Origin of the sequence: Kangiella spongicola, assembly GCF_003194565.2 — a bacterium.
Lineage (GTDB): Bacteria > Pseudomonadota > Gammaproteobacteria > Enterobacterales > Kangiellaceae > Kangiella > Kangiella spongicola.
The window spans coordinates 41,342-65,980 of the sequence record NZ_QICH01000001.1; the positions used below are offsets into that span (position 1 = coordinate 41,342).

At 42.2% G+C, this 24,639-nt stretch carries 20 protein-coding genes and 1 pseudogene; 8 read left to right on the forward strand and 13 right to left on the reverse strand.

Annotated features, from left to right (window positions below; genetic code table 11):
• Window positions 1-2: 2 nt before the first annotated feature.
• The 3 genes from DL796_RS00145 to DL796_RS00155 all read left to right on the forward strand — a co-directional run bounded on the left by DL796_RS00145 (window position 3) and on the right by DL796_RS00155 (window position 2,744).
• The gene (locus tag DL796_RS00145; RefSeq protein WP_110198871.1) at window positions 3-998 is read left to right on the forward strand and encodes a hypothetical protein; all 996 of its coding nucleotides are present in this window, start codon (window positions 3-5) and stop codon (window positions 996-998) included.
• Window positions 999-1,221: 223 nt separating this feature from the next.
• Entirely contained in the window at window positions 1,222-2,037 is an 816-nt protein-coding gene (locus DL796_RS00150) for a hypothetical protein (RefSeq protein WP_110198873.1), read from the forward strand.
• A 110-nt stretch (window positions 2,038-2,147) separates the two neighbouring features.
• Window positions 2,148-2,744, forward strand: a complete 597-nt coding sequence (locus DL796_RS00155; protein WP_110198874.1) for a hypothetical protein — start codon at window positions 2,148-2,150, stop codon at window positions 2,742-2,744.
• A 152-nt stretch (window positions 2,745-2,896) separates the two neighbouring features.
• Here DL796_RS00155 and DL796_RS00160 read toward each other — a convergent pair whose 3' ends face one another.
• From DL796_RS00160 to DL796_RS00190, 7 genes are all read right to left on the reverse strand, one after another.
• Window positions 2,897-8,047, reverse strand: coding sequence for a DNA repair ATPase (locus DL796_RS00160; protein ID WP_110198875.1), 5,151 nt, complete (start codon window positions 8,045-8,047; stop codon window positions 2,897-2,899).
• Between the two features lie 67 nt (window positions 8,048-8,114).
• Window positions 8,115-10,289 (reverse strand): flotillin family protein, encoded by a 2,175-nt coding sequence (locus tag DL796_RS00165; protein WP_196597929.1) that lies wholly within the window; start codon window positions 10,287-10,289, stop codon window positions 8,115-8,117.
• A 98-nt stretch (window positions 10,290-10,387) separates the two neighbouring features.
• Window positions 10,388-11,047 carry an OB-fold-containig protein gene (locus DL796_RS00170; RefSeq protein ID WP_110198876.1) on the reverse strand — a complete coding sequence of 220 codons (660 nt, stop codon included), beginning with the start codon at window positions 11,045-11,047 and terminating at the stop codon, window positions 10,388-10,390.
• Between the two features lies 1 nt (window position 11,048).
• Complete coding sequence (locus DL796_RS00175; protein WP_110198877.1) at window positions 11,049-11,396, reverse strand: hypothetical protein; 348 nt, start codon at window positions 11,394-11,396, stop codon at window positions 11,049-11,051.
• A gap of 35 nt (window positions 11,397-11,431) precedes the next feature.
• Window positions 11,432-12,127 (reverse strand): PspA/IM30 family protein, encoded by a 696-nt coding sequence (locus DL796_RS00180; RefSeq protein WP_110198878.1) that lies wholly within the window; start codon window positions 12,125-12,127, stop codon window positions 11,432-11,434.
• A 25-nt stretch (window positions 12,128-12,152) separates the two neighbouring features.
• Entirely contained in the window at window positions 12,153-12,593 is a 441-nt protein-coding gene (locus DL796_RS00185; RefSeq protein ID WP_110198879.1) for a DUF2170 family protein, read from the reverse strand.
• 270 nt (window positions 12,594-12,863) lie between these two features.
• A complete protein-coding gene (locus DL796_RS00190; protein ID WP_110198880.1) occupies window positions 12,864-13,106 on the reverse strand; it encodes a hypothetical protein in 243 nt (80 codons plus the stop codon).
• A gap of 478 nt (window positions 13,107-13,584) precedes the next feature.
• On the opposite strand from DL796_RS00190, the pseudogene DL796_RS00195 reads away from it, so the two are divergent.
• Together DL796_RS00195 and DL796_RS00200 are read left to right on the forward strand one after the other, a co-directional pair.
• A pseudogene (locus DL796_RS00195) lies at window positions 13,585-13,977 on the forward strand (SOUL family heme-binding protein); the annotation flags it as partial.
• A gap of 243 nt (window positions 13,978-14,220) precedes the next feature.
• Window positions 14,221-15,393 carry a hypothetical protein gene (locus tag DL796_RS00200; RefSeq protein ID WP_110198882.1) on the forward strand — a complete coding sequence of 391 codons (1,173 nt, stop codon included), beginning with the start codon at window positions 14,221-14,223 and terminating at the stop codon, window positions 15,391-15,393.
• Between the two features lie 298 nt (window positions 15,394-15,691).
• Here the strand turns inward: DL796_RS00200 and DL796_RS00205 are convergent, their stop codons facing one another.
• From DL796_RS00205 to DL796_RS00215, 3 genes are all read right to left on the reverse strand, one after another.
• The gene (locus DL796_RS00205) at window positions 15,692-17,374 is read right to left on the reverse strand and encodes a hypothetical protein (protein ID WP_110198883.1); all 1,683 of its coding nucleotides are present in this window, start codon (window positions 17,372-17,374) and stop codon (window positions 15,692-15,694) included.
• Between the two features lie 753 nt (window positions 17,375-18,127).
• Window positions 18,128-18,733, reverse strand: coding sequence for a peroxiredoxin C (locus DL796_RS00210; protein WP_110198884.1), 606 nt, complete (start codon window positions 18,731-18,733; stop codon window positions 18,128-18,130).
• 134 nt (window positions 18,734-18,867) lie between these two features.
• Window positions 18,868-19,800: a LysR family transcriptional regulator gene (locus DL796_RS00215; RefSeq protein ID WP_110198885.1), complete on the reverse strand. Its 933-nt coding sequence runs from the start codon at window positions 19,798-19,800 to the stop codon at window positions 18,868-18,870.
• Window positions 19,801-19,903: 103 nt separating this feature from the next.
• Between DL796_RS00215 and DL796_RS00220 the strand changes: the two genes are divergently transcribed.
• The 3 genes from DL796_RS00220 (at window position 19,904) to bfr (ending at window position 21,754) form a co-directional block, all read left to right on the forward strand.
• Window positions 19,904-20,470, forward strand: coding sequence for a flavodoxin family protein (locus tag DL796_RS00220; RefSeq protein ID WP_110198886.1), 567 nt, complete (start codon window positions 19,904-19,906; stop codon window positions 20,468-20,470).
• 255 nt (window positions 20,471-20,725) lie between these two features.
• Window positions 20,726-20,941, forward strand: coding sequence for a (2Fe-2S)-binding protein (locus DL796_RS00225; RefSeq protein WP_110198887.1), 216 nt, complete (start codon window positions 20,726-20,728; stop codon window positions 20,939-20,941).
• Between the two features lie 333 nt (window positions 20,942-21,274).
• On the forward strand, window positions 21,275-21,754 hold the full coding sequence (bfr, locus tag DL796_RS00230; protein ID WP_110198888.1) for a bacterioferritin: 480 nt from the start codon (window positions 21,275-21,277) through the stop codon (window positions 21,752-21,754).
• 70 nt (window positions 21,755-21,824) lie between these two features.
• Here bfr and DL796_RS00235 read toward each other — a convergent pair whose 3' ends face one another.
• The 3 genes from DL796_RS00235 to DL796_RS00245 form a co-directional block, all read right to left on the reverse strand.
• Complete coding sequence (locus tag DL796_RS00235; protein ID WP_110198889.1) at window positions 21,825-22,541, reverse strand: glycerophosphodiester phosphodiesterase; 717 nt, start codon at window positions 22,539-22,541, stop codon at window positions 21,825-21,827.
• Window positions 22,522-23,235, reverse strand: a complete 714-nt coding sequence (locus tag DL796_RS00240) for an NYN domain-containing protein (protein ID WP_110198890.1) — start codon at window positions 23,233-23,235, stop codon at window positions 22,522-22,524. The genes DL796_RS00235 and DL796_RS00240 overlap by 20 nt, the downstream gene beginning before the upstream one ends.
• Before the next feature lie 95 nt (window positions 23,236-23,330).
• Window positions 23,331-24,638: an MFS transporter gene (locus DL796_RS00245; RefSeq protein WP_110198891.1), complete on the reverse strand. Its 1,308-nt coding sequence runs from the start codon at window positions 24,636-24,638 to the stop codon at window positions 23,331-23,333.
• Window position 24,639: the final 1 nt, after the last annotated feature.

Consider the following 24,639-nt stretch of genomic DNA (forward strand, 5'->3'; position numbering starts at 1 on the left):
ATATGCTACAAACTAAACTGAACAGAAGCACTCGTTTTAATGTGCCTAAACGACTCGATCAGCAGCTACAAAGCCTTAATGACAATCAACTTCAAATTAGAAGTTTTGCTAGCGATGCGCAAGCACCCATGGGCTTTGCAGGGTGGTGGTTCTACTATGTCTTAGGAATTCCTTTTTTTATAGCAATAGCTGATACTTTCGTTTTCATTGATAATGGTATTGATGACGAAATGATAACTATGTTCGTATTAACAGTAATTTTTTTCACCTTTATGGGCCCAGGCTTCTCATACGTTATGGCTCGAATGATAAAAAACGACTCTCCGACTATATTTGACCGTGAATCACAGAAAGTCTCTATGGTGGCTTCTGGCGTGGTCTTTGAGGGGGAATGGCACAATATCAGAGGGCGAATCAAGAACCTCACTACCTTATCGGGCGCGGTTCCGCTACAAGACACCATTATCGCTTTAGACCTAAAGCCTGTGCGAAATATTAATGGCAAACCTCTAACGCCTCAGCAGAAAAAGATGAAACGAGCAGCAGTGATTGAAGGTTCCTTTACCGCCGATGGTTATGACGGTTGCGAGATGGCGTGGGAGTTTATTCGTGAGTTTATGGAGAATGGTCCCGAAGGTTTGGACGTACCGAAGCGCCTCTATTACCCCCTATCGAGCAAAACCACTCGAACCTCGATTAGCTTCCGTGAAGCCGTGAGCTATCACTGGCCATTCCCACCATACCGCGAGAACGAACCGACGACACTGCAAGTGATTAAAACCATTCTGGTTCCAGTGCGATTAGCTTTTTATATCCCCAATGTTTTAGCCGACGGTTGCTGGAATTGGATGATGAACTGGGGCAAACCCAAAATGCTGCTTCCCGAGCAAGAAAAAGCTCAGCAGCAAGCCATCACCCCCGATATGGTGTTCGACATACTCGGCAAAGACAAAGAGTTTATGCCCTACCCCGAAGCCAAAGCAAAGTTGTATCCATAATTTATTGATAATAATCATTCCAACAAGGATGCTGAATAATACCTATGCTACAAACTAAACTAAACAGAAGCACATCTTTTGATGCTCCTAAGCGACTTGATCAACAGCTACAAAGCCTTAATGACAATCAACTTCAAATTAGAAGTTTTGACAGCGATGCACAAGCACCTCTAGGTTTCGCGGGTTGGTGGTGCTTTCTTTTATTTGGCTTACCGCTATATATATGACAATAGGAATTCTTACCCCACTTGAAGATAGTTTAGACGGATACGAGCTGTTTTTCTTATTATCAATTTTTATTATATTCTTTGGGGGTGGCCCCGGATTTTCTTACATCATGGCTCGCATGATAAAAAAAGACTCTCCCACCATCTTTGACCGTGAAGACCAGAAAGTCTCGATGGTGGCTTCTGGCGTGGTCTTTGAGGGGGAATGGCGCAATATCAGAGGGCGTATAAAGAACCTCACCACCTTATCGGGCGCTGTACCGCTACAAGACACCATTATCGCTTTAGATTTAAAGCCTGTACGAAATCTCAATGGCAAGCCGCTGACACCACAGCAGAAAAAGATGAAACGAGCAGCAGTGATTGAAGGTTCCTTTACCGCCGATGGTTACGACGGTTGCGAGATGGCGTGGGAGTTTATTCGTGAGTTTATGGAAAATGGGCCTGAAGGTTTGGACGTACCGAAGCGCCTCTATTACCCACTATCGAGCAAAACCACTCGAACCTCGATTAGCTTCCGCGAAGCAGTAAGCTATCATTGGCCGTTTCCACCATACCGCGAGAACGAACCGACGACACTGCAAGTCATTAAAACCATTCTGGTTCCAGTGCGATTAGCTTTTTATATCCCCAACGTCTTAGCCGACGGCTGTTGGCATTGGATGATGAACTGGGGCAAGCCAAAAATGCTCCTACCTGAACAAGAAAAGGCCCAACAACAAGCCATCACCCCCGATATGGTGTTCGACATACTCGGCAAAGACAAAGAGTTTATGCCCTACCCCGAAGCCAAAGCAAAGCTATATCCATAGAAAGTTTATAGGTGACGATGGGCATAGACCAACTAGAAACTAGATTAAGAGTTCCGAAATCACTGTGTGAATAACCAACAACCCTCTAATCAAACACAAAAGGAAACAATATGTTTGAACAATATAAAATGGATCAATTTCCAGCAGAGCAATTAAATAAACTTACTAACGAGCTTAGAGTCCAAGGCTTTGAGATCGAAACAAAGTGGAAAAAAGGTTCTAAAGCCACTGATGATATTAGCGAGGCTAACCTTTTTGAGTTAAAGGTTAGCGGTAAGTGGGTCTTAAGGCAGCAACAAAAAGCTGGGACAGTACGCTTAAGTAGACTCAATAAAGAGCAGAAGAATCTTTTCTTAAGTGCACTAAAAAAGCATGGACTTTATACAAAGCCAGATTGGACGCTGGGATTAGTTTTAACCTCTATATATTTTATCTTGTTATTTGTCGCTTTGGCTGACGCTCCGTCAAAACTGTATAAGATTGGTTTGCCAATTGCGATGGTGGCAATGCTTTGCTTTATTGGTATTGCCTTAATTAGAGCTAAGCAAATTATACCTGATGGGACAAACTTTCTAGTTTGGATTATTGGAATACTTGCAGTCTTGATCTCGGCTCCTTTATCGGTAATCAATATTCCTCTGATTCATACAATCTATAGGTACGGTCTTTACAGACGCGTCAATACCGTTGAGAAAGTAACAGTTTAAAGTCTTATAGATTTATAATATCTTCAACGCCATACAAAAAAGCCCTAAGCTATACACTTAGGGCTTTTATTATGGTCATTTAACAAGCTTCGTTACTGCCTGCTTGATATTGGAATGCCAATTAGCACTCACTTACTTTGATCATTAACGGTTTAGTTTTGAAGCTTATCGATAATATTCATTAACTTTTTTGCATTGATGGAGTTCAACGTCGATTTTTTATTAAGCATAATTAAAGATGGTAAGAATATCTCAGTCATTTTATCAATCATCTCAGTAATTGAGTTTTCAAGCTCTGGATTAGAGTGATTCTTAATAATGACTTCTTTAGCGCCTAGCGCTTCGACTGCTGCGGTTAACTTTTCCAATAATGCATCGTTCTCGGAGCTATCGTTAGACTTATAGCTTAGGAGAGCATTCTCTAGCTTTTCTCCAAGATTCAATAACTCTGATGAAATCTTGGTCCCAGCGTCGTCATCTCCACCAAGAGAGTTTCTCTTTTTGAATTCACTCTTGATATCAATCCAACGAGCTTGCTCTTCTTCGGTTAAGAGACCTCTTAACTCTTTAAGCTTTAGCAGGTTTTCTTCTGCGCCACCTGTTAGTAACTGAGACTCGCCTAAGTAGTGGTCACTCAGCAACTGCGTTAGCTCGGTATCATCCATTGCAGGTACAATTTTTTCTGCAATTTTATTCATATTACGATAACTGCCTTGAAGCTTAAACGGTGGCTCTTCACGGTAGTTATTATCCATAGCGGCAGAACGAATATATTCCTGGTTTACTGACAGCAATAACTCTTGTGCTTTGATCATCTTCTTTAAAACACTGATGATCTCACTCGACTCACTGGCACTATAGCTGTAACTAAAGTCGCCTTCTGGAACTTCTTTACCCTTAGCTTTATCAATGAATAAATACAAATCATTAATATCTCGCAAGGCTAACGGAGCTAAATATGGGTTAGAGGTTAATGAGTTCTCGATATAACTCAGCGTGAAGTTTTCATACTGACCACCTAGGATATCGCCCAAGTTGTAAACATCAGCACGGTTCGCCAACATGTCTGGAATTTTGAAAACCTCACCAGATTCAGTGTAAGGGTTACCCGCCATGACGACACAAAACCTCTTACCTCGAAGGTCAAATGTTTGGCTATCACCCTCCCAAACACCTTCAATGCGACGAGTACCATCGCACAGCGAAATAAACTTTTGCAGAAACTCCGGATGGGTATGCTGAATATCATCCAGGTAAAGCATAACGTTGTTGCCCATCTTCAATGCTAGATTAAGCTTTTCGAGCTCTTGGCGCGCTGTGGAGTTTGGAGCAGTTTCTGGATCTAACGACTTCACATCATGGCCAATCGACGGGCAGTTAATTTTCATGAAGTTTAAGCCCAAACGGCTCGCTGTGTACTCCATCAAAGTCGTCTTACCGTAACCTGGAGGGGAAATTAAAAGAAGCATTCCCATTAAATCTGTTCTTTTATCAACACCTGCCGCGCCGATTTGTTTAGCGAAGTTATCACCAATAATGGGCAAGTATGAGTTATTAATTAGCTTATTACGAACGAAGGAAGTCAGTGGTCTAGCTTTATAAGTTTCAACATCAAACTTAGCTTTTTCAGCCTGAATAACATTTCGTCGAACTTCTTGGAAAGTTTCATACTGTGGAACTACAACACTAGAGTAATACCCTACTCGACTAAACAGCTCATTAGCAGAAACAGTCAGTTTTCGTCCAGTAATCTTCGGGTGGTCACTTAACAAACCTTCGACTTCAATCGGCTCGGCTACGCCAGAAGCTTTAGACTCAAGCCCTTCTAAAACCAGCGTGGCCGCCGCTTCAAAACAAATATCTTCACTAGCAGCTGGATCAAAAGCCGACAACCAGTTCTTACCGAGTAGTAATCTATTAAGCGAGTTGCTCGAAGACTCTAATCCGGCATCAAACTCTTGCTGTATATTATCTTTTTTCAGTTTTTCAGTAAAAGACTCAGCTAGCTTCTCCGCAGCATTAGATACTTCAAAAGTCACATCATTCGTAGTCACTGTGGCCAATACATCCGCTAGGTATTGTGCGGACAAATCATACTCGAACTGACTGGCGTTAATAGAACTCGCATCAATCGTAGTTTTAATCAACTCAAGGATATCAGCATTAAGTTGGTGGCTTTGATTTGAGTTCTGAAAGTTGTCTTTTAGTGACTTAGCACCTTTTGCTTGCTGGATTAAGGCCCCTCGTTGAGATTCGTCATCAATGCTAGCCCAAAACCACATCGCAATGACTTTACTTTTCGCCGGGTATACGACCCATGGTGAATCGATGTACTGCACCATTAGAGCAGATAAGATTTTATCGGCATCTAAATCATGTACACCTTTTTCATAGCCGTCATTAGGGTGTTGCTTTATGTAATCATCAATAATAGAGGCATAAGAACCTTTTGCCACATGGACTTTTTTCAAGGATTCTAACTGCTGGTCTTTAGCCGAGCTTATAGCGTCATTGAGTAGGTTATAAGCTAAATATTCACCACGGTATACAGAGTTATTCTCAGACGTATAATGCTGATCCCAGAACTCCTGATTATTATTTAGCGATTCATTCGAGATCGGTTGGTAAAAATCAGTACCAGTAAGATGAATGTATTGCTTGTCACCCTTAGGTAAAATGGTTAAATCGAGATTTTGTTGATTAACACTAAACCTGTGGCGACCCAACTTAATCAGCTTTCCGCCATCTTCGAAAATATCGGTCTTATCACGCATGGCGCGGATAGCGTTGTCTTTCGCGGCAATTTTCTTTGAGCTAATATCATCAGCTTTAACGCTATCGCCTAACTCCCTGAGCTGCTCTACCATTGAGTCAATTTTCAATGATAAATGGTCACTGGAGAAGTAGGTATTTAAAGCATCGAGGTTATCCATTTTGGAAGCTCTACGACTGATATTTTCTAGAACACGTTCGCAGGAGGCATGAATACTTTGAGCTTTTCGTTGGCGCGCATCGACCAGTTTCTGTTTCTTTGATTCAAAAGATGTATGTATTTCGTCCCTCTTTTCAAGAATTACCTCTAGGAACTCATCGTCATCACCAAAAGCTCCCTCGATACCCTCAACGGTAATCAAGATCTTGGCAAGCTCATCATCGCACTCTTCAGGAGTATCGGCAGCAGCAAGCCCGTTTGAAATAGCCTGTGACAATACCGCGATACGTGCACCAAACTCAGCTTTACTTTCCCCGCCAGAAACTTCTTTCAGCGTTAGTCTGGCATGAGCTTTGGTTTGATTTACCTTACTGTATACGGTGGAGATCGATTCTAGAATAGACGTTTTGATGGTAATATCATCAATCGTTAATCCATTAATCACATCGGTTAATGAATCTAACCCCTCACTAATTGCTGTCAGCTTTGTTTCTTCTTGGTTAATATCCTTGGATGTTTTAAGCTCAGAGATCCTGCTGTAGACCTCATCGATTTCCTCGGCGTACTCATCAAGAGCCGTTCCCGAGGACATAAATGTTACAGCTTTTTTTCCTAACGCCTCGACCTCTTCTGCAATAGTTTTTTCTAGCTCAGTAAGTTCATCAAGATTGATATAGCGCTTATCGCGCAGAGAAATAAGTTCGCCTTGCTTGTTATTTAATTTAAGTATGAACTCAACGAAATCTTCAGTTTTATCAAAAGATTGAACCCGTAAGTCAGTAACCAAGCTACTAACAGACTCTTTCGCTTCATTTAGGGAGCTCTCAGATTGTTTCGAAATACTGACGACCTTCTCATACTCGTCGAGTACCAACTCCGAAGTATCAATAATTCGTTTAAGTGTATCGCCCAATTCAGATAGCTCTTTCGAATCCATCCAAAAGTATGAGTCCTTGACTACTTTTGAGTGCTTAATTATTTCTTCGTAGAGTGCTGAGCTAACCTTATCAGAGTCTACTAAACGCTCTATCGATTTCAACTCAGAGATTCCGCGGACTAATTCTGCATTGCCGATCGATGCCAGAAACGTTGTCTCTACCGGCTGATTCGATGCATATAGATCACTTTGGTAGGAAGTTTCCCAAATCTGGATTTGGTGGACTCGTGATGGCTCGCCCCTTTCCTCTCTAAAGATAACGAGAGTACCATTTTCGTATAGGCTGTAGCCGTTACAATAGAGTGGATTCTGTAGTTCTTTCGTAATTATATTGTAAGAATATAGGGCAAATAAGCCATTTTCTGGCTCAAAGAAAACATATAAAACATCTTCACCGTTAGGAGACGCAATCTTGCTTTTAAATTTCAATCCAGATTTAGCATCAGGTAACCGTCTATTTTCGCCATTAGAAAGCATATAGCCCGATGGGTGAATGATACCGTGCTCTTCCGGTAAATTAACACAAGCGTCACCTATTTCGTCGGCCCGGATAACCTCTTGAGTTAATGGACTGTAAGCAAAGTAACGATAGTTTTCTTCGTTATAAGGCAATACTTTTATCAGTATTAGGCCACCAGAGCGCGCATAATATATACGTGCATCACCTAAGTCTTGAGATGGGTCGTCAACAGGCTCGGCGTAAATCCCTTCACCAGACTCAGTATTATCTTCGACCTTGATGGTTAGATCGCCACCTACAGTTTCAATAAATACTTCATCGTAAATTGAGGCATGAGGATGCTCGCCATCAATAAAGTCTTCACGCACGACCTCGGTCCATTCAAAATCGTGGGACGGTGGCATAACCATGTCCTCACCGCCACGATCATCAATATAGGTTATGTCATCTTTTACCACAGACCAGCGGAACACTTTAACATCGGTAACTTTTCGACCGACCCTAAACTCAGCTAATAGTTTATTGTGAGTGACTCTAAGGTGGCTGAATGATGCATCTTTATAGTAGCTATACAGGCTACTGAAATCTTTCAGGAAGGCAGGATCGTCCAAGAATGTATTCTCTAAAGGAACTTCCTCGACCTCATACTCACCATCGCTTTCTTTAAGCTTGCATAAGGTCAGCACATCCTTGACAGAAACAGTAGATTTCAAGCCAATAAAAACATTATAGGCGAACAATAAGTAATCACCCACACGAACAATATCACGGGGGATACAGTTATTCTCTGTTCGAATCCGGGCTCGCCCCTTAAGCTCAAGAATCGTTTTGCCAAACTCTTCTTCACGCTTAGTATTAAGGTTTGTTACCGACGCACTCAACTCATTCGCCAGATTGTCTAATCGAGCCCGAATAACGGCATACGAGCCACCATCTTCGACGGCTCTTTCTAGCTGTTCAATATCTGTAGTCACTGTATTTATTACCTATCAAGATTATCTAGAGAAAAAGCTAAGTGTTTCCACTTAGCTTTTTAATGGCTTACGACTCCTTGTCGACAGACTCAAGCATCGCAATGACTTGTTCTGTATCATAAACCTGACCTGCAATTTCAATCGAGCCTTTCTCCTGTAACTGCTTTAGATAACCTGCAACAGTATCAGTATCAACGCTCATGCCAGCAATATTAATCTTGCCATCCTTCAAGCTTCCAGAAACCTTAGATAAGATGGAAACAATTTTGTCCATAGGTATTGACTTGCCTGAGCCTAAAGACAGCGCTCTACCAGCTAATAACTTCATCAAATCACTTTTACCTACAGCACCATCTACCGCCTTACCAATAGACAAACCACTTGCTAATTTTTCGAAGTAATCACCCTCGCCACCAATAACTTCAATATTAGCGTCTTGTAGTGCTTTAGCCAGTACTTCAGCCTGCTCACCAGCAATATCTTTATTCGCATCAATAGCTTTAACATTTTCAGCATGTGACGCTTCTAATGTCATACGGAACTCTTCATGACTCATGACATGGTTATCCATTGTGGCCATTGCAGCGGCTTTCTTCTCGATACCTTCTGCTTCAGCTTCATAACGCTTAGACAGTGCGTAAGCCTCTGCTTCACCGTGTGCGATAACCGCTTCAGCTTCCTTCGTCTTAACAAGGATAGGAACCATAGCTTGCTTCTCTTCACCAGCAGAATCAGCCTCTTTTACAGCAACTTCAGCAAGACCTTTTTTCTCGATAGCAATGGCATCCGCTTCACCTTGCATACGAATAACCTCTGCGGTGGCCTCACCATCAACTTTCTTAGACTCTGCTTTAGCTTTTTCAACTTCGGCTTCAGCCAAGCCATGCGCAGCATATTTTGCACGCTCACCGTCAGCAATTACTTTATCAGACTCAGCTCGCTTGTTCGCTTCAGCTAAACGAGCATCCGCTAGGTTAACAATTCGAACAGCTTCATGTTTAGACGCTGCTTCCTCAGCCTTCGCATGAGTGGTCTTCTTAACCAACTCTTCTTCAGCATTCGCTTGAGCTGCAATTACCTGGGCATCTTTTAAGCGTTTAGACTCTTCCACAACACGAAGCGTCTTAATGTGCTCTTCTTCTACCGCAACGGTTTTCTCAACAGCCACACGTTCACGCTCAATGTCTGCAATTTCTTTTTTCTGCTTCTCAATGCGCTTTTCTTTCTCGATTTCAGCAACTTCAACCGACGCATTTTTATCGACAATCTTAAGCTCTTTCGCCTTATCAACTTCGATAGTTTCAGTTTCTACCGCTTTACGTCTCTTTTCAGCCTCGACTTCGACATCACGTTTATTGGTTTCTTCCTGGATGGCAATTTCTCGATCCGTTTCTAGGCGCGCAGCTTCAGAAACCTTACGCTGCTCTTCCTCTACCTTGCGAGTCTCAGCAGCTTCACGAGCTTTCGCAGTTGCGATCTCTCTTTCTTGCTTAGCTTTTGCTTCTGCATCCGCAAACTCAAGCGTATAAATATGTTCATTGGCTTCAACATTACGCTTTGTGATTTCAGTCTTTTCTCTTTGCTCGAAATCATTTGTTGCAATGTGCTCATGAGCTGTTAACTCAGTGATTTTTCGAATACCTTGAGCATCGAGGATGTTTTTTCCATCCAACTGATGAAGTGGCGTTTGCTCTAAATAGTCAATAGCCGCATCTTCTAATGTATAACCATTTAAATCGGTACCGATTGAACGAATAATGGCATCACGGAATTTATCACGAGATTGATACAACTCAACGAAGTCCATTTGCTTACCGGCTGTTTTCAATGCTTCCGAAAACTTAGCAGCAAATAATTCTTCAATGGTCGACTGCTCAGAAGCACGTCTACAACCGATTGATTGAGCAACCTTCAGTACATCTTCAACAGTTTTATTAACCTTGATGTAGAAGTCCACTCGTATATCGGCACGGATATTGTCCTGACAGATAAGGCCATCACTACCACTACGATCGATATTGATCGTTTTTAAGGATATGTCCATCATTTCTCGTTTGTGAATGATTGGCCATACGATACGCCCAGTAAACGTTACGTCAGGAATATTTTTTGTGGTGTTTACAATCATCGCCCAGCCTTGCTCAACCTTGTGGTAGAAGCGAGTGATGATAAAGGCTAGGCCTACAATACCGACGAGAATTGCCCCCGCCCAAATAATTATTGCCATTAAAGAATCAGTCATTACTATCTCCGAAAAACTTAATTTCCATTAAAAATTGTATGTTTATTGTGTTTAAAAGGATCTGTGCAAATATTGTGAGGTGTTTTATTGTTCGTTATTCATGAAGTTTTTCCTTCCTTGTGTTTTTGTACTTGGTATATTTCCTGCTCAACATCATAGGCAATAAGTATTACAGACTCACCCTTCACAGGGCTGTCCGCCGAATCACATCGAGCATTAAATATTAAACCCGCTTGGCCATCGTTATACTCGACTCTACCAGCAGTTTTATTAACGATAGAACTGATGACCGTTGCTTCATGGCCAACGAAAGATGATGATTTTGGCGCAACATGATTAACGAACCAACCTTTCAGCGGTTTAATGATCTTAGCCGTCGCAACTACAGACACCACAAAACTTAATAACAGTGCCGCTGTTCCCAAAATAATTTTTACGAAGAGTCCATCATAAATGCCATAGACCAAGCTTGTTCCAATAAAACAAACTAACCACCAGGTGGACACTAGAATAGTCAGCATGACAGAAACCGGCACACCCGTTAGCCCCCAACTCGTCATCCAACCTGCGATCCCAGTTAGGCCATCGCCTGTATGAGTATCCGGTATCGCGTCCCCGTCCACGCCAAAAGGCACATCAAAAATCTCTATATCCAGTGCTCCGATAAGAGCAAGTAACCAATAAAATATGATGAAGACCATTAAGAAAGCCAAGATCACATTGGGATAACTCGTTAGGTGCGTTATAAATGAATCCATACTACTTGTTACCCTTCTTTAGCTCGTTACTGGCGTATTCAACAATATCCTTATAGGCTCGGCTTTTAATGGCATTTCTGTCATTCGGATCCAAAGAATACTTTTTACCTAAAAACTCAAAATCAACTTCAGAGAATGAAATAGAAATTCTTTGCCTTACCGGCTTATTAGGAACTTCTAAACCCAATATAGAGCGTATGTAATCAGATGGCGTTACATCGTTATGAATAGCTTCAAGCTTAATGTGTTTCTGAATCGAACTATCAAACTCAAAGGCTAATTGAACGGCTTTAACTGCCTTAGCTTCGCCTTTCCATTTACTCTTTATATCTTTAGGTGATTTAGCCATTTTGACTCTATAGGGGCCTAAGCCCCTAGTTAAACTTAACTTCTAGAAGCAATTTCTTTCTTAGCATCTTCTAAGAATTTATTGCCGCCCTTTGCGTCAGAAATGCCTTTTTCAGCAAGCCTTTCATCAAGCCCTTTATCCGACATTTCTTCATCCAGTCTTTGTGATGCCAGATACTCATCATCAAAATCCTGTTGCTTTTGCTTGATTCGCTCTAGCGTTTCTTTGGCATCAAATAAAGTGCCATCAGCTGACTGGTAATTTGTAGCAATAGCTTTAGTAGCTTTTTGCACGTTTTCTGTCGTTTTCACCAAGCTTACCTGACGCTCAAACTCTTCAATGTCCGCATTGCCTTTCTCGATCATCGACTTCAATTTAGCAATATGCTGGGTATAAGTATTTTTCGCTTTTTGAGTTTCTGCTAGCTCGCTATCGATAACTGATGCAGCCTGCGCCACTTCCTCCGCCAAAGAGTCTTCGCCCTTTTCTAACGCTGCGGTAATTTGTAGCTTTCTCTCGTCTAACTTTTGCGCAAGCTCTGCAATCTTTCTTTCAGCCTGCATTTCTTTCGCCATGATTTCAGTTAAATCTTTACGAGCTGCCTTTATTTTAGTTTTGGCGTCTTCAATTTCTTGAGCGAAAATAGTGGTGGAATTAGCATCCACAACATTTTCACCCATTTCGCGAAAACTACCCTTAACTAAGGAGATTAACTTCTTAATGATATTCATATACCTACCTATGTTTTATTAAGTCTCAAACTGTGTATTCCGCAAATGCTTCCACCGAATCGTCGGCATGCTGCGTCAAAGTAATAATTTCTTCCGCTAACTGCTCTACTGTAGAGGTGCGTGAGAGTGCTCCAAACAGGACATAACGCCCACCAGCAATACCAAATGACGACAGCGGCATGCTTACGCTTAACTCCAGCATGAAATTCTGCACCTCAATCAATCTCGCCGGATCGATCTCTTCGGTTTTCCATAAGTTCACCATGCACAAAATTTGGTTTTCCGTCATCGTGATGAACACTGGCAACCGATCTTTGTTAGCGATAGACACTCGAATAACATCCACATCAATATCGCTATCAATCATTTCGCAGTTAAATAAAACCCCCGAAGCAGTGGAATGAGATTGGAGCATCTCCAGAATAGTATTTATTTGCATCTTATCTCCTATTGTTATCAATGACATATTATGTCCTTTAAAACTACAATACGTTATATCGACATATTATGTCAATAATATTTTGTACTATTTCTGTATTGCTAAATAGATAGCTAGGTAAGGAATGATGGGTCGACTAAGCATTGCCGCGCGTTTAAGCTCGAACACGGATGTCAGCAGATAAAGCGGAAATATCAAAGAGTATGATTATGGCTTTTATATGCCATTTTTGATTTAACTGCTCATTCCCTGAACTATTTATACAACTAACAGCGTACTAACACAGTAAAATCAAACTCAGCTTAACTGGTCGATTTTAACACGCACCTCTTCCAGCTTGGCTTTCATCGTCGTATCGACTTCACTGGGTTTTATTCTAGAGATGATGTTGCGTAATACTCGGATTTCATTTTGATCAATCTCGCCATCTCTTTCTGCAATGGCAAGAATCTTTCCAAGCTCTTGTGCGTCTAACTTACCGTCATTACTAAAGCAGTTGATACTCTTGAATGACATTTCTAGGTAATCCCTTGATTCCATTAAATTATTACTCCTAAACTAAATCCATTAACTAAACCCAATAAACTAAGCCAATAATTAACTGTGGCCGGCATCCTGTTGATACAAAATGATACATTATCTGCGCTACAGATAAGCTTCGCAAAGTATACCACCACGGTAGGATTTTAAAACCAATTACGAAGATAAAGTGACGCAGATATCAAAAATACATACATCGCTAGAAATATCTAATTTGTAATAAACTGGACATCTGATACAAAGCGACCTAAGGCGTTTGCTTAAAAACCCACAATTGCATAAAGACTAAAAACTCAAGATGTTAATGTAAACTGACACCATTAATATCCCTTTAATTTTCAAGGCAATCAGCACCCCCAAAAAAAGCCCAAGCTTCAACTTGGGGCTTGCATACTCACAAAATTCTGTAATCTAAAAATAAGTGTACTATGCCCCTGCTTACTCTTCCTAGCAGCTCTACGCTCACAAAGGGAATGTCGGTTTCAAACCTCTAGCAAACTATATTTTTGGTGGTAATGCCAACAATAAAGAAATGAGCATGACGGTTCCAGTGCTTGAGAGCAACATGAACAAAAGTTTCCATAAAGTGAGCTTTGTCATGCCTAAAGTTGTGAGTAAGAGCAATCTACCTAAGCCTAATGACGAACGTGTCCTCCTCGAACAAATAGAGAAAGAGACATTTTTAGCAATATCATTTTCAGGCCGTTGGACTGAGAGTAACTGGCAAAACTATCAAGAAAAGCTATCCGCGTACGCAAACAAAGAAAAGATTAGTATCGCCCCACCCTTTATAAGAGCCAAGTACAATACCCCTTGGTCCATACCGTTTATGCGTAAAAACGAAGTGCTAGTAAAGATTGCCAGTCAATAAATGTTCTATTAGCCCTTAATAAATTAACATCAACGCGGCAGATGAGAATAAAACGATAGCGTGATAACAAATTTAACTTATTTAACAAAAATTGTGATGGTGAGTGTTGATACCGTTGGGTAAATCACGCAACCTTACCTGTATTCGAAACATCTTTACCTTAAATCGCTACATACGGAGCTATTTATGCATCTGCTATTCCGCTCAGGGCTGTTATTAATCTCATTGTGCCTGCTAACTGTAATGAGCGCCAAGGCCAAGCAAACTAGAACGTATCAGTTGCAATACCACGCCACCATTAATCCCGACACCGAGCAGGCAGAGGTTCAAATTAGCCTGCCCGATGCTAAGCTTGTCAATAGTATTGATTTCCGTCTCGACGAGAACTTCCATAGCAACGTTCAGGGCAATGGCGAGCTAGAGCTAAAAGATGGCCGAGCTATTTGGCAGCCACCGGAAAAAAACGCTCGCCTGAGTTACACAGTGGAACTTAATCATGAACGTAGCCCCGGCGAGTATGACTCTATCTATCAAAAAGATTTTGCCATATTCCGTGGCGACGATCTTATTCCGCCCGCCAAGGTACGCACCAAACTAGGTGCCCACAGTAAAGCGACTCTCACCTTTGAACTGCCTCAACATTGGAACAGCGTAAACAGTGGCTGGCCTAAAAAAGACGATAGACACTTTATTATTGATAACCCCGAACGCCGCTTTGATCGCCCAACCGGCTGGTTTATCGCCGGTAAACTTGGCACCCGCCGAGAGAGATTAAATGGTACTCACATCGCAGTCAGCGCGCCTCAAAACATGGGTGTGAAACGTATGGATTTAGTCAGTTTTATACTGATGAATTGGCCACAGTTTCGTGAATTGGTGGGTGAGTTACCCCCTAAAATACTCATTGTTTCCGCACCAGATCCTCTGTGGCGAGGTGGATTATCTGGCCCCAACTCACTATTTTTCCATGCCGACCGCCCCATGGTGAGTGAAAACGGTACTAGCACCTTACTACACGAACTGTTCCACACCATAACCGGTATTACCGATAAAGGTAACGACGACTGGATAGTGGAAGGCCTAGCTGAATACTACGCCATTGAAATCCTTTACCGTAGCGGTGGCTTGAGTGAAAAAAGGCGCGAACGTGTTTTCAACTGGTTAGCAGACTGGAGTAAAGATATCACCAAACTACGCGGTCGCTCCTCAACTAGGCAACAAACCGCCCGCGCAGTCATTTTGCTAGAGGCATTAGCGCAAGAAATAAACGAAAAGACCAAGGGCGAAAAATCTCTGGATGACCTTACCCGAGCACTCATTAAAGAAAAGCACATCGACCTCGCCATGATAAAAGACATTGTAGAAGACCTTATCGGCACACCCGCCGACACCCTAGATTCACCACTATTGAAGTAACAAGTGTGTATTTCTTACAGCTAAAGCCGGATTGTGGGGTTTTGAATTATTTTTAGTGTTGAACGTATAAAAACAACAAGCGTAGGGTGCGTTATAACGCACCTCATGGTTAATTGTAGAAAATAAGGTGCGTCACGACGCACCCTACGTTTACTTTTACAGCAAAGCCGCATTATGCGGCTTTCAATTGTTGGCTTGAATTAATGCATTTCCTTATTTAATGTACTCTGACCCTGACGAATCCCCCATTAATTTCGTTCTTTCGAGGCTACGCTAGCTCTGCCCCCATTGTTTCAGATTAATTCCTGTTAAGCTTTTTCTGAACATTAAATAGCAACCCTACAGGAGATTTTTGTAGTTTTTTATTCTCGTCAACAAGATCCTGTATTGAGCTCGGTATATCTCTAAGCTTTGGTGCATCTAACATTTGGTCTGCAGCTAAAGCTGCTAGTGCCCAAACAGGTGTTCCAGTTGCAATTGAGGTAATTCCAAGAGTTCCAGTTACTAACCAAGAGCCAATATCAGAGCCTGCAAATTTCCACTGCTTTTCACGTAGTTTTTTTATATTGGCTTTATGAGAATCAAATGCCTGATCAATATTTTTAAATATCTGATCTCTAGTTCTATGAAAGTTCTCAGGGTTACTTTCTGAAAGGCCATCAATACCTTGCCCTAGCATCGCTCGGATCTCTTCCATGGCACCTTGCTTTCTAACTTCAATTAATGCTTCGGGCGGCACATTACCAAGCCACTCCATTTGCCCATCAGCTAGACCTTGTAAGCCTCTTGTAATATGTAGGTCTTTAAGATTTGTAACCTGCTCAGCTGACTCAGCATCATATTCCATTTTCCATTCTAGATATTGCCATGAGGTAGGAGCATCGATTATAGGTGTTCCTCTGAGTCTGCGAGATTTGATAAGTAGTTCGTTACTTGTAGTCATTCTGCCAACAGCCGAAGAGGCAAGAATCAGCCCAGGATTATTTGTACCTAATAACTCGGCACTTTGCCCATTACATGCCTTTTCAAGCTGTGTGCTAATGTCTTCATCCCAGTCAGTATCAAATAAAACTCTACTTTCATCAGCAATTTCTGCTACAGCTCTTTCTATGGTATCTAACTCATGTGCAAAGCTGAAAAAGTCTTCTATGTTTTCAAAATCCCGCCCAAACACTTTTCGTGAATGCTTTAAAGAATCTTCTTCACCTAATTGATGGAAAAATTTCATTTCATCTTCGTCTAGAGCTGCCAAATCAGGAAGTACTACAACTATTGGGACATCTACATCAGCGCAAGCAAGTTCTTTGTATTGGAGAATGTTCATTGCATGCTTCATCAAATAATATGCTTGATCTGCAGGTGTTGATCTTTGAAATATATGTTTCGATCTTAAAAAAGGACAGGGTAAAATAAGAGTGTCAGTATAAATACCACACTTGGACGCTAAATTTTCAGCATGAGAAGGGAAAAGATCTCCACCAAATATACCCTTAATATTATTATGCATGTCTTCAACATGATAATGGGCAATATATCCAACCTCTCCCCAAAACTCATCAATAAATTCAAGAAAACCATCAAGGTTTTCAATCAATTCGTTAATCGACCCTTCGCTCTTCATTGCAGCTAAACCAGCTTCATGCGGAGTAAGCTTTCTCTTAATCATTATGTTGTAAAAACGACTAAAATTTTGATCAAAGAAGTTAAAGTACGCGTTCTGAATTTCAGAAAGTGAGGCCTCTTTTTTTAATTCATCTCTGTCATGCAATTCTGTGATCGCGAGTGCCATCGAACGCACAAGGCCATCGGCTGTATCAAGATCCACTTCACCGTCTGGGCCAGCGCGAACTTTATCTAAGCTCTCAGCGACACCTAAGCCTTCAGCGATATGAATTTTTCCCTCTTTCATTTTTTCTTGAAGGATCTTCAGTCGTCTTCGAAGCCTTTCTTCATATTCTCTTTCTTCAGGTGTCTTTTCCATTTGAGGAAGATCCTTTTTTAACTTAACATAAGAATACACGAATTGGCTCGTAAGCCACTAATTTTAAGAAATAATTTTCCCTATCCCAGAAAAGTGGCTAATACCGTAGTAAAGGCGGTCTTGAAGTGCAGTATCGTTCGGAGTTGCAATAAAATGTGTACTTGATGGCGAACGTCCTTCAGCCTTATTCCTATATTCTTTGTTTTGTTTATTTAGTGTTCAAGTAGAGATTACTGTAAGTTTTGGGGAGTGTCAAAAAATCCTCGGAGCGTTAACTTCATGCAACTACTGTCATTGCGAGGAAGCAAAGCTGACGAAGCAATCTCATGAGCCCCAAAGAGATCGCCACGAGCTGACGCTCTCGCGATGACGAGCATTAAAAAACCTCAAAGCCCTTTAGAACCGTGATGACGAAAACGCACAAAAAAAGCCCCAAGGCGTTAGCCTCAGGACTTTAATCTTTAACGTTGATATATTGTTTCGAGTTCGCGGCAGAAGTTGTTTTAGGAGCGGAGGTGATACCTAAGGAGATTGCACCAAAGGGCATTCCCTTCGGTCACCAAGAGTCGTTTTGCTCCTTCGCAATGACGAGCATAAAAAAAGCCCCAAGACGCGAACCTTGAGGCTTGTAATAACGTAGGTAGATTTTACTTAGACGCGACAAAACAGGTGACAGAACACGGAGTTTGCTCTAGCAAATGAGTATTTCTGGCTCCTGTTTTAACAAAGTATAAGAAAAATCTAACCAGTTATTTATAGTTTGTCAGCTTCTTCTGAAAGATATTTTGCTACGCCTTCCGGAGATGCATCCATACCTTTGTCACCTTGGTTCCAGCCAGCTGGGCAAACTTCGCCGTGTTCTTCGTGGAACTGAAGCGCGTCTACCATGCGGATCATTTCGTCTACGTTACGGCCTAGTGGTAGGTCGTTTACGACTTGGTGACGTACTACGCCGTCTTTGTCGATTAGGAATGAACCACGGAATGCTACGCCTGCTTCTGGGTGCTCAACGTCATACGCTTGGCAGATTTCGTGCTTTACGTCTGCTACTAGCGTGTAGCCTACTTGGCCGATACCTCCGTCGTTGATTGCTGTGTTACGCCATGCGTTGTGTGTGAAGTGTGAGTCGATAGAAACACCAACAACTTCTACGCCACGCTTTTTGAATTCTGCTAGACGACGGTCAAAAGCGATTAGCTCAGACGGACATACGAACGTGAAGTCTAGTGGGTAGAAGAATAGAACGGTTGGCTTGCCTTTTGTTGCTTCTGCAAAGTTGTAATCTTCAACGATCTCGCCGTTACCTAGAACAGCTGCTGCAGTAAAATCTGGTGCCTTACGGCTTACTAATACTCCCATTATTTCCTCCAAGAGTTATATGTTTTTAAATTCGTGAGCGTATTATACGCTTTTGTATGGGTATGTCTTATGCGATCACATGATAGATTAGTTTTAGCTATGGGCTCATAGCTTTTTACTAAAATGCCTATATATTAAGCAGTTATCGCTTCTTTGGTGCGTCTTACACTATCACGCATGAGACCTCTAAACCACCGATGAAGCGCCATTTGGTGCTGGCGCTCATGCCAGTAAAGATATATGTCTAAATACGGTGTTTTCAAGGGCAGTTCTTTGATGACTAGACCATATTTCTCGGCATCTTTTTCCGCGACCAGTCTCGGCATGGCAAAAATCAGATCGGTACGACTACAAATATCCATCGCCAGGTGAAAGGTTGGGACAAATAAGGCGATATTACGACTTAGGCCTTCTTTTAATAGTAGCTTATCGATGCGCCCCAGCCCTTTACCCGTCACCGTGACTAAGCCGTGGCGCTGCTGAGTGTAGGTTTTTAAGTCTATATTTTTATTACTTAGGGGATGGCTATTCGCCATGACCATCACGAAATCATGTCGGAACAGGTGATAGTTATGATACTTGGTACTTCCTAAGGATTTATTCTCATCGCCAATCAAGAAATCAATTTCACCTGCTTCTAGCAATGTCACCGCGTCAGGTCGATAGCCCATGGTACGCATGGCGACTTTGGGCGCTTCTTTTTGTAGGTCTTGCCATAGATTAGGCAGAAAGAGGCTAACTTCTGAGTCCATCGACATGATGCTGAGCTCACCGGTCGCTTCTTCGGGCACGAACTCTTCGGGCTGCATAAGACACATAAAGTCTGCTAACCAACTTTTAAGACGGGGCTGAAGCTGAAGCGCCCTTTCGGTCAGCTGATAACCGCTACCGACGCGGATCAATAAGGGGTCATTTAAGGTTTCTCGCAAGCGCTGTAAAGAACGGCTGAGTGCTGGCTGGCTCATGTTTAACCGCACCGCGGCATTAGAGATATGTCGCTCCTCGAGGATCACGTCCAGTAGTAGTAATAGGTTGAGGTCGACGTTTTTAAAATTCTCTATGTGCATAACGGTTATCCAGATGATTCATTTTATGCATAACTATAAAACGATTATATTAACGCCATCAAGTAATTTAGCGTGTTTATTCACAAACACTGGAGGATACAAGATGAGCGATTCAATCGCAGTGGTTTACCACAGTGGCTACGGTCATACCAAAGTTTTAGCAGAAGCTGTTATCGAAGGCATCAAAGAAGGTGGCGCTAATGCTCTACTGGTTCCGGTCGATAAAGTTGACGAGCATTGGGACGATCTCGCGGATGCCAAAGGCATTATTTTTGGTAGCCCAACTTACATGGGTAGCGTTAGTGCCGACTTTAAAGGCTTTATGGATAAGTCATCGAAGGTCTGGGCTGAGCAAGGTTGGAAAGACAAACTAGCAGCCGGCTTCACTAACTCAGGTTCTCAAAGTGGCGACAAGCTTAACACTTTAATGCAAATGTCGGTATTCGCGGCTCAGCAAGGTATGTTATGGGTCAGCTTGGGCTTAATGCCTGGTAATAACAGCAGCACCGCGTCAGTCAAAGATCTTAATCGTATTGGCAGTTACTTAGGCGCTATGGCGCAAAGTAATACTGACCAAGGTGCTGATGTCGCTCCACCAACGTCAGATCGTGAAACAGCTAAGATGTTGGGCAAACGTGTCGCTGAAACGGCTTCACGCTACAAGCTTTAAAACTTAAGTTTCATAGGTTACTCCGGTTGAGCTTCTATTAAATCCAAATATCATAGTTACGCTACTTACCCCTAAGAAGCTCCTTTTGGCCACGCAAGTGGCCTTTTTTATGCCCAATCAGTTCAAAATATGCGCCAAGCCAAACAACCCAATCCAAATAGCAATGTTAAAATGATTGACAATCATTCTCATTTGTAAGAAAATTCTGCCCATAAAGAACTTGTACCAGAAATACTGCAAAGAGAGATTGAAATTATGTACGTTTGTCTATGTAAAGCGGTAACAGACAAAGCAATCAAAAAAGCGGCCTGCGAAGGCGCTTGCTCTATGCGATGCCTAAACAAAATGGGCGTGGCGACTCAATGTGGCAAATGTGCTCGTGATGCCAAGCAGATCTTGAGAGCAACTCGCGCCGAGTTGGATATGCAGTTGAACGCAGACTCTGGCCGAATCGCTATCCACGCTGCCTAAGTCTTTATTTGCAGTCCAATGCTTTAGCTTGTTGAAGCAACAAGCTTTCTGTTACTTTTTCAATTCCTGCAAGCTCGCGTCCTACTCCTACAAACTCGCTCATCACTCTCGTATCCCCCTCTCCTATACCCCTGCTATAAATAACCCGTATTTATTTAGTAACACTATCAGAGAGTTATGCTGTTGATTGAGAAACAAGTCCAAACAAGAATTAGTTCCAATTGATAACGTTTCTGATTTCCATTTAATTTCAATAACTTAGAGAACCTTTGGCTTGCTAAACTGGTTCAAGCTTCCTACAATGAAGGAATAGTTCATTAATTGGAGAGAGACATGAAAGGCGACGCAAAAGTTATCGAAATATTGAATAAGGTACTAGGCAACGAGCTAGTGGCCATCAACCAATACTTCCTACACGCTCGCATGTACAAGGACTGGGGCTTAAAAGAATTAGCCGACCACGAGTACGAAGAATCGATCGATGAGATGAAGCACGCAGACTGGTTAATCGAGCGTATTTTATTCCTTGAAGGCTTACCAAACCTGCAAGATCTAGGTCGTTTACGCATTGGTGAAGACACCAAAGAAATCTTAGAGTGTGACCTAGCGTTAGAATTACAGGCGATCCCAGACCTGCGCGACGGTATCGAATATTGCGAAAAAGTTCGTGATTTCGTGAGCCGTGATTTATTACAAGAAATCTTAGAGAGCGAAGAAGAGCACGTAGATTGGTTAGAAACTCAACTTGGTTTGATCGAGAAGATTGGTCTTCAGAATTACCAGGCTGAAAAGATGAAGAAGAACGGTAACTAAACGTTAAGCATTTTGATTTTCATTAATGGCGCTTTTTAGCGCCTTTTTCTTTTATAGATATATTTTTAACTCAGTTCAGCCCTTCTTTAGCAAGAAAGTCCACCACTCTATCGGGATAATCGGTAAAGATACCATCAGCGCCCAGCTCCCTAGAGTTTTGAATTTTATCGAGATCGTTGACCGTGTGAACATAAACTTTCATGCCTCTGGAGTGTGCCTGTTCGATTAGGTCTTTATCCAACATCGAATAGCACGGATGAAAACTGTAGGCATTAATTTCATCAGCAAAGTCAAAGGCAACGACCGGCTGATCATCGGCAATCACGCCAATGCGGATCTCGGGATCAAATTCATGGATAAGATAGAGCTCGGAAAATAAGTAAGAGGAAATAATAAACTGCTCTTTCTTAAAGCGCCTTTTGTCGAGCAGCTTAACCAGCTTCATCACTAGGCTAGCGGTATTGATTCCTTTCAGTTCAATATTAATAAAAGCTTTATCGCCGATGAGCTCGATGACCTCTGCTAATAAAGGTATTTTCTCGCCCTGCCCTGCGTCGAGTTGACGCAAGTCATTAAGTGAGTAATCGAGCAATCGTCCACAACCATTGGTAGTCCGATCTAGTGTATCGTCATGAAATACTAGAAGCTCATCATCTATATTTTGAACATCGAACTCCACACCATCGACGCCAATCTCCAAGGCTTTTTTAAAAGACAACAGCGTATTCTCTGGTGCAAGCCCCATCGCACCGCGGTGACCAATGACGTCAAACTTCGCTGTCTTCATTCTTGATATCTTTAACTAAAATCTGATTGCCCACTTTTTTGGTTTTGAATAAATCAATCACCTTGATCAAGTCGCTCAGTTTTTTATAGCCATAATTTCGAATATCGATCGACGATTTATTGGTAATAAAAGAACCGATAGGACCTAGCGACGCCCAGCCCTTGTCGTCAGAGTTGAGGTCAATCGCATCCCGAATCAAGGAAATAAGCTTCGTGTCCTGCTTGAGTTTACTCGGGTTGGTTCTTTGCGATTGCTCACTATCCAGCTTCGAATCCAGAACTAAAAAGCGGCTACAGGAGTTTTTAAAGACATCCTTGGTTTTGCTTTCGCCATAGCCAAAGACCAGTTTGCCTTCGTTTATGAGCCGCATGGATAATGGCGTGAAGTCACAATCCGAGGTGACTAAACAAAAGATATCGACTTCTTTGGTGAACAGAACGTCCATGACATCAATCGCCATCGCCATATCCGTAGCGTTTTTGCCTTTGGTTAGATCGAACTGTTGGATGGGCTGGATAGCATGCTCAGGTAGTAACTCAATCCAGCCTTTTAGGCCATCCTTAGTCCAGTTACCATACGCTTTACGAATAACGACTCGTCCATGACTGGCTAAGTCCGACAAAATTAAGTCGATGTATTTATTCGACACATTGTCAGTATCGATAAATAGTGCGATTAGCTTTTCTTGGCTCATCAATATCCTTTTATATTCATCTGCTTTTGGATTCTATGCTTTAAAACAATACTGACAGTTTCCCTCAAATGCAATTCCCCAGCGCCTCATCACAGTTACATGTTACTCGCTAAGTTTGAATAGGCGCTTAAGCGGCTTTTATAAACGACCACACAGCTTAAGATAAAGATGATGCCAGCGATTAGGCTGAGCGGTAACCACCAGAATGTAAGCTTTCCATAACTTAACCCCGCTAACAAACTTCCCAGCGGATAACCGGACGTATGAGCCACTGCGAGCTTGCCACTAATGTGACCTTTAGTGGCGTTCGATAGTGCCATGGCAAACCGGCTATAAATTGGTGTAATTAAAGCAATAACTGCAGCAATGGGTACCATCAAAGCTAGTACTAAGTGCGTAGACTGCGCGACACTAAAACCCAAGGTAGAGGCGATTAAGACTAATGACAAAATGATCATAATACTGGATGAGCGCCAATTCAGTCGCTTCACAATTAGAAGCTGACACAATAGTGCAGTAGTCGCCACAGCCGTCATAGTTAGGCCCATCATAAAGGTGGCTTGTTCAGCATCTTTAAGCCACTCTAGAAACAAGGGACCAAGGATAAATTGTAGGTAGCCGAGCAATAAGGTGACACAAAATGCTAAAGCAAAAAACACCCTAACTTGCGGCGCAGTGGAGCGATTGTCATTATCACCGCTTTCTTCTTTTTTAGACTCTTCTAACCATTTCGTTTCGCCGTTCTTCTTGGGCGTTGTAGTTAAGCTAAACGTTAAGCTAAACGTCACAACAGCCCATACAATTGGCAGAGCCACTACACAAAAGACGCTTAAAACCCAGCTGATTTGCGAGGCCAGCACAATTAAAACAATAGGCCCACAAAGTCGCCCGATGGAAAGTGAGGCGCCTACGAGCCCGAGCCGCTTCATCGATAACCCATCGCTTTTATCATCCGTAGCTTCACTTCTACTAGATGTTTCAACCGCTAGAGACTGACATGTTGGCATAACACCGCTAGCGCTTACGCCATAAAGAATGCGGCTGACTGCAATCGCCATGAACCATAACCAGGGTGCAAACGAAAGAGTTTTGCCAAGCCACCACACCAAGCTCAAGATAAGAATGGAAAGACCTAAGCCTAGGGCCGAGTAGCGGATTATCACCCCTGCTCCGTGACGATCAGCCCAGCCCCCCCATCTTGGTGACATGAACAAAAACAATAAGGTCGGCATCGATAATAGAACAGCCCACTGCACCGCCGATAACCCCGTAATTGCTATAAATTTTGGCGTAGCTGCGATCAGGGTGCTTTGAAACAACCCCATAAGAATCGGCAAAAATAACCAGCTTTGGTTATCTTTTTTGTTTACGGCTTTGGGCTTTGATATAGACAAATGTGACATT

Bases quoted from the DNA above. Each gene is read 5' to 3' on its own strand.
- DL796_RS00145 (WP_110198871.1), top strand. From the start codon at position 3: ATGCTACAAACTAAACTGAACAGAAGCACTCGTTTTAATGTGCCTAAA.
- DL796_RS00150 (WP_110198873.1), top strand. From the start codon at position 1,222: ATGACAATAGGAATTCTTACCCCACTTGAAGATAGTTTAGACGGATAC.
- DL796_RS00155 (WP_110198874.1), top strand. From the start codon at position 2,148: ATGTTTGAACAATATAAAATGGATCAATTTCCAGCAGAGCAATTAAAT.
- DL796_RS00165 (WP_196597929.1), bottom strand. From the start codon at position 10,289: ATGACTGATTCTTTAATGGCAATAATTATTTGGGCGGGGGCAATTCTC.
- DL796_RS00170 (WP_110198876.1), bottom strand. From the start codon at position 11,047: ATGGATTCATTTATAACGCACCTAACGAGTTATCCCAATGTGATCTTG.
- DL796_RS00175 (WP_110198877.1), bottom strand. From the start codon at position 11,396: ATGGCTAAATCACCTAAAGATATAAAGAGTAAATGGAAAGGCGAAGCT.
- DL796_RS00180 (WP_110198878.1), bottom strand. From the start codon at position 12,127: ATGAATATCATTAAGAAGTTAATCTCCTTAGTTAAGGGTAGTTTTCGC.
- DL796_RS00185 (WP_110198879.1), bottom strand. From the start codon at position 12,593: ATGTCATTGATAACAATAGGAGATAAGATGCAAATAAATACTATTCTG.
- DL796_RS00190 (WP_110198880.1), bottom strand. From the start codon at position 13,106: ATGGAATCAAGGGATTACCTAGAAATGTCATTCAAGAGTATCAACTGC.
- DL796_RS00200 (WP_110198882.1), top strand. From the start codon at position 14,221: ATGAGCGCCAAGGCCAAGCAAACTAGAACGTATCAGTTGCAATACCAC.
- DL796_RS00205 (WP_110198883.1), bottom strand. From the start codon at position 17,374: ATGGAAAAGACACCTGAAGAAAGAGAATATGAAGAAAGGCTTCGAAGA.
- DL796_RS00210 (WP_110198884.1), bottom strand. From the start codon at position 18,733: ATGGGAGTATTAGTAAGCCGTAAGGCACCAGATTTTACTGCAGCAGCT.
- DL796_RS00215 (WP_110198885.1), bottom strand. From the start codon at position 19,800: ATGCACATAGAGAATTTTAAAAACGTCGACCTCAACCTATTACTACTA.
- DL796_RS00220 (WP_110198886.1), top strand. From the start codon at position 19,904: ATGAGCGATTCAATCGCAGTGGTTTACCACAGTGGCTACGGTCATACC.
- DL796_RS00225 (WP_110198887.1), top strand. From the start codon at position 20,726: ATGTACGTTTGTCTATGTAAAGCGGTAACAGACAAAGCAATCAAAAAA.
- bfr (WP_110198888.1), top strand. From the start codon at position 21,275: ATGAAAGGCGACGCAAAAGTTATCGAAATATTGAATAAGGTACTAGGC.
- DL796_RS00235 (WP_110198889.1), bottom strand. From the start codon at position 22,541: ATGAAGACAGCGAAGTTTGACGTCATTGGTCACCGCGGTGCGATGGGG.
- DL796_RS00240 (WP_110198890.1), bottom strand. From the start codon at position 23,235: ATGAGCCAAGAAAAGCTAATCGCACTATTTATCGATACTGACAATGTG.
- DL796_RS00245 (WP_110198891.1), bottom strand. From the start codon at position 24,638: ATGTCACATTTGTCTATATCAAAGCCCAAAGCCGTAAACAAAAAAGAT.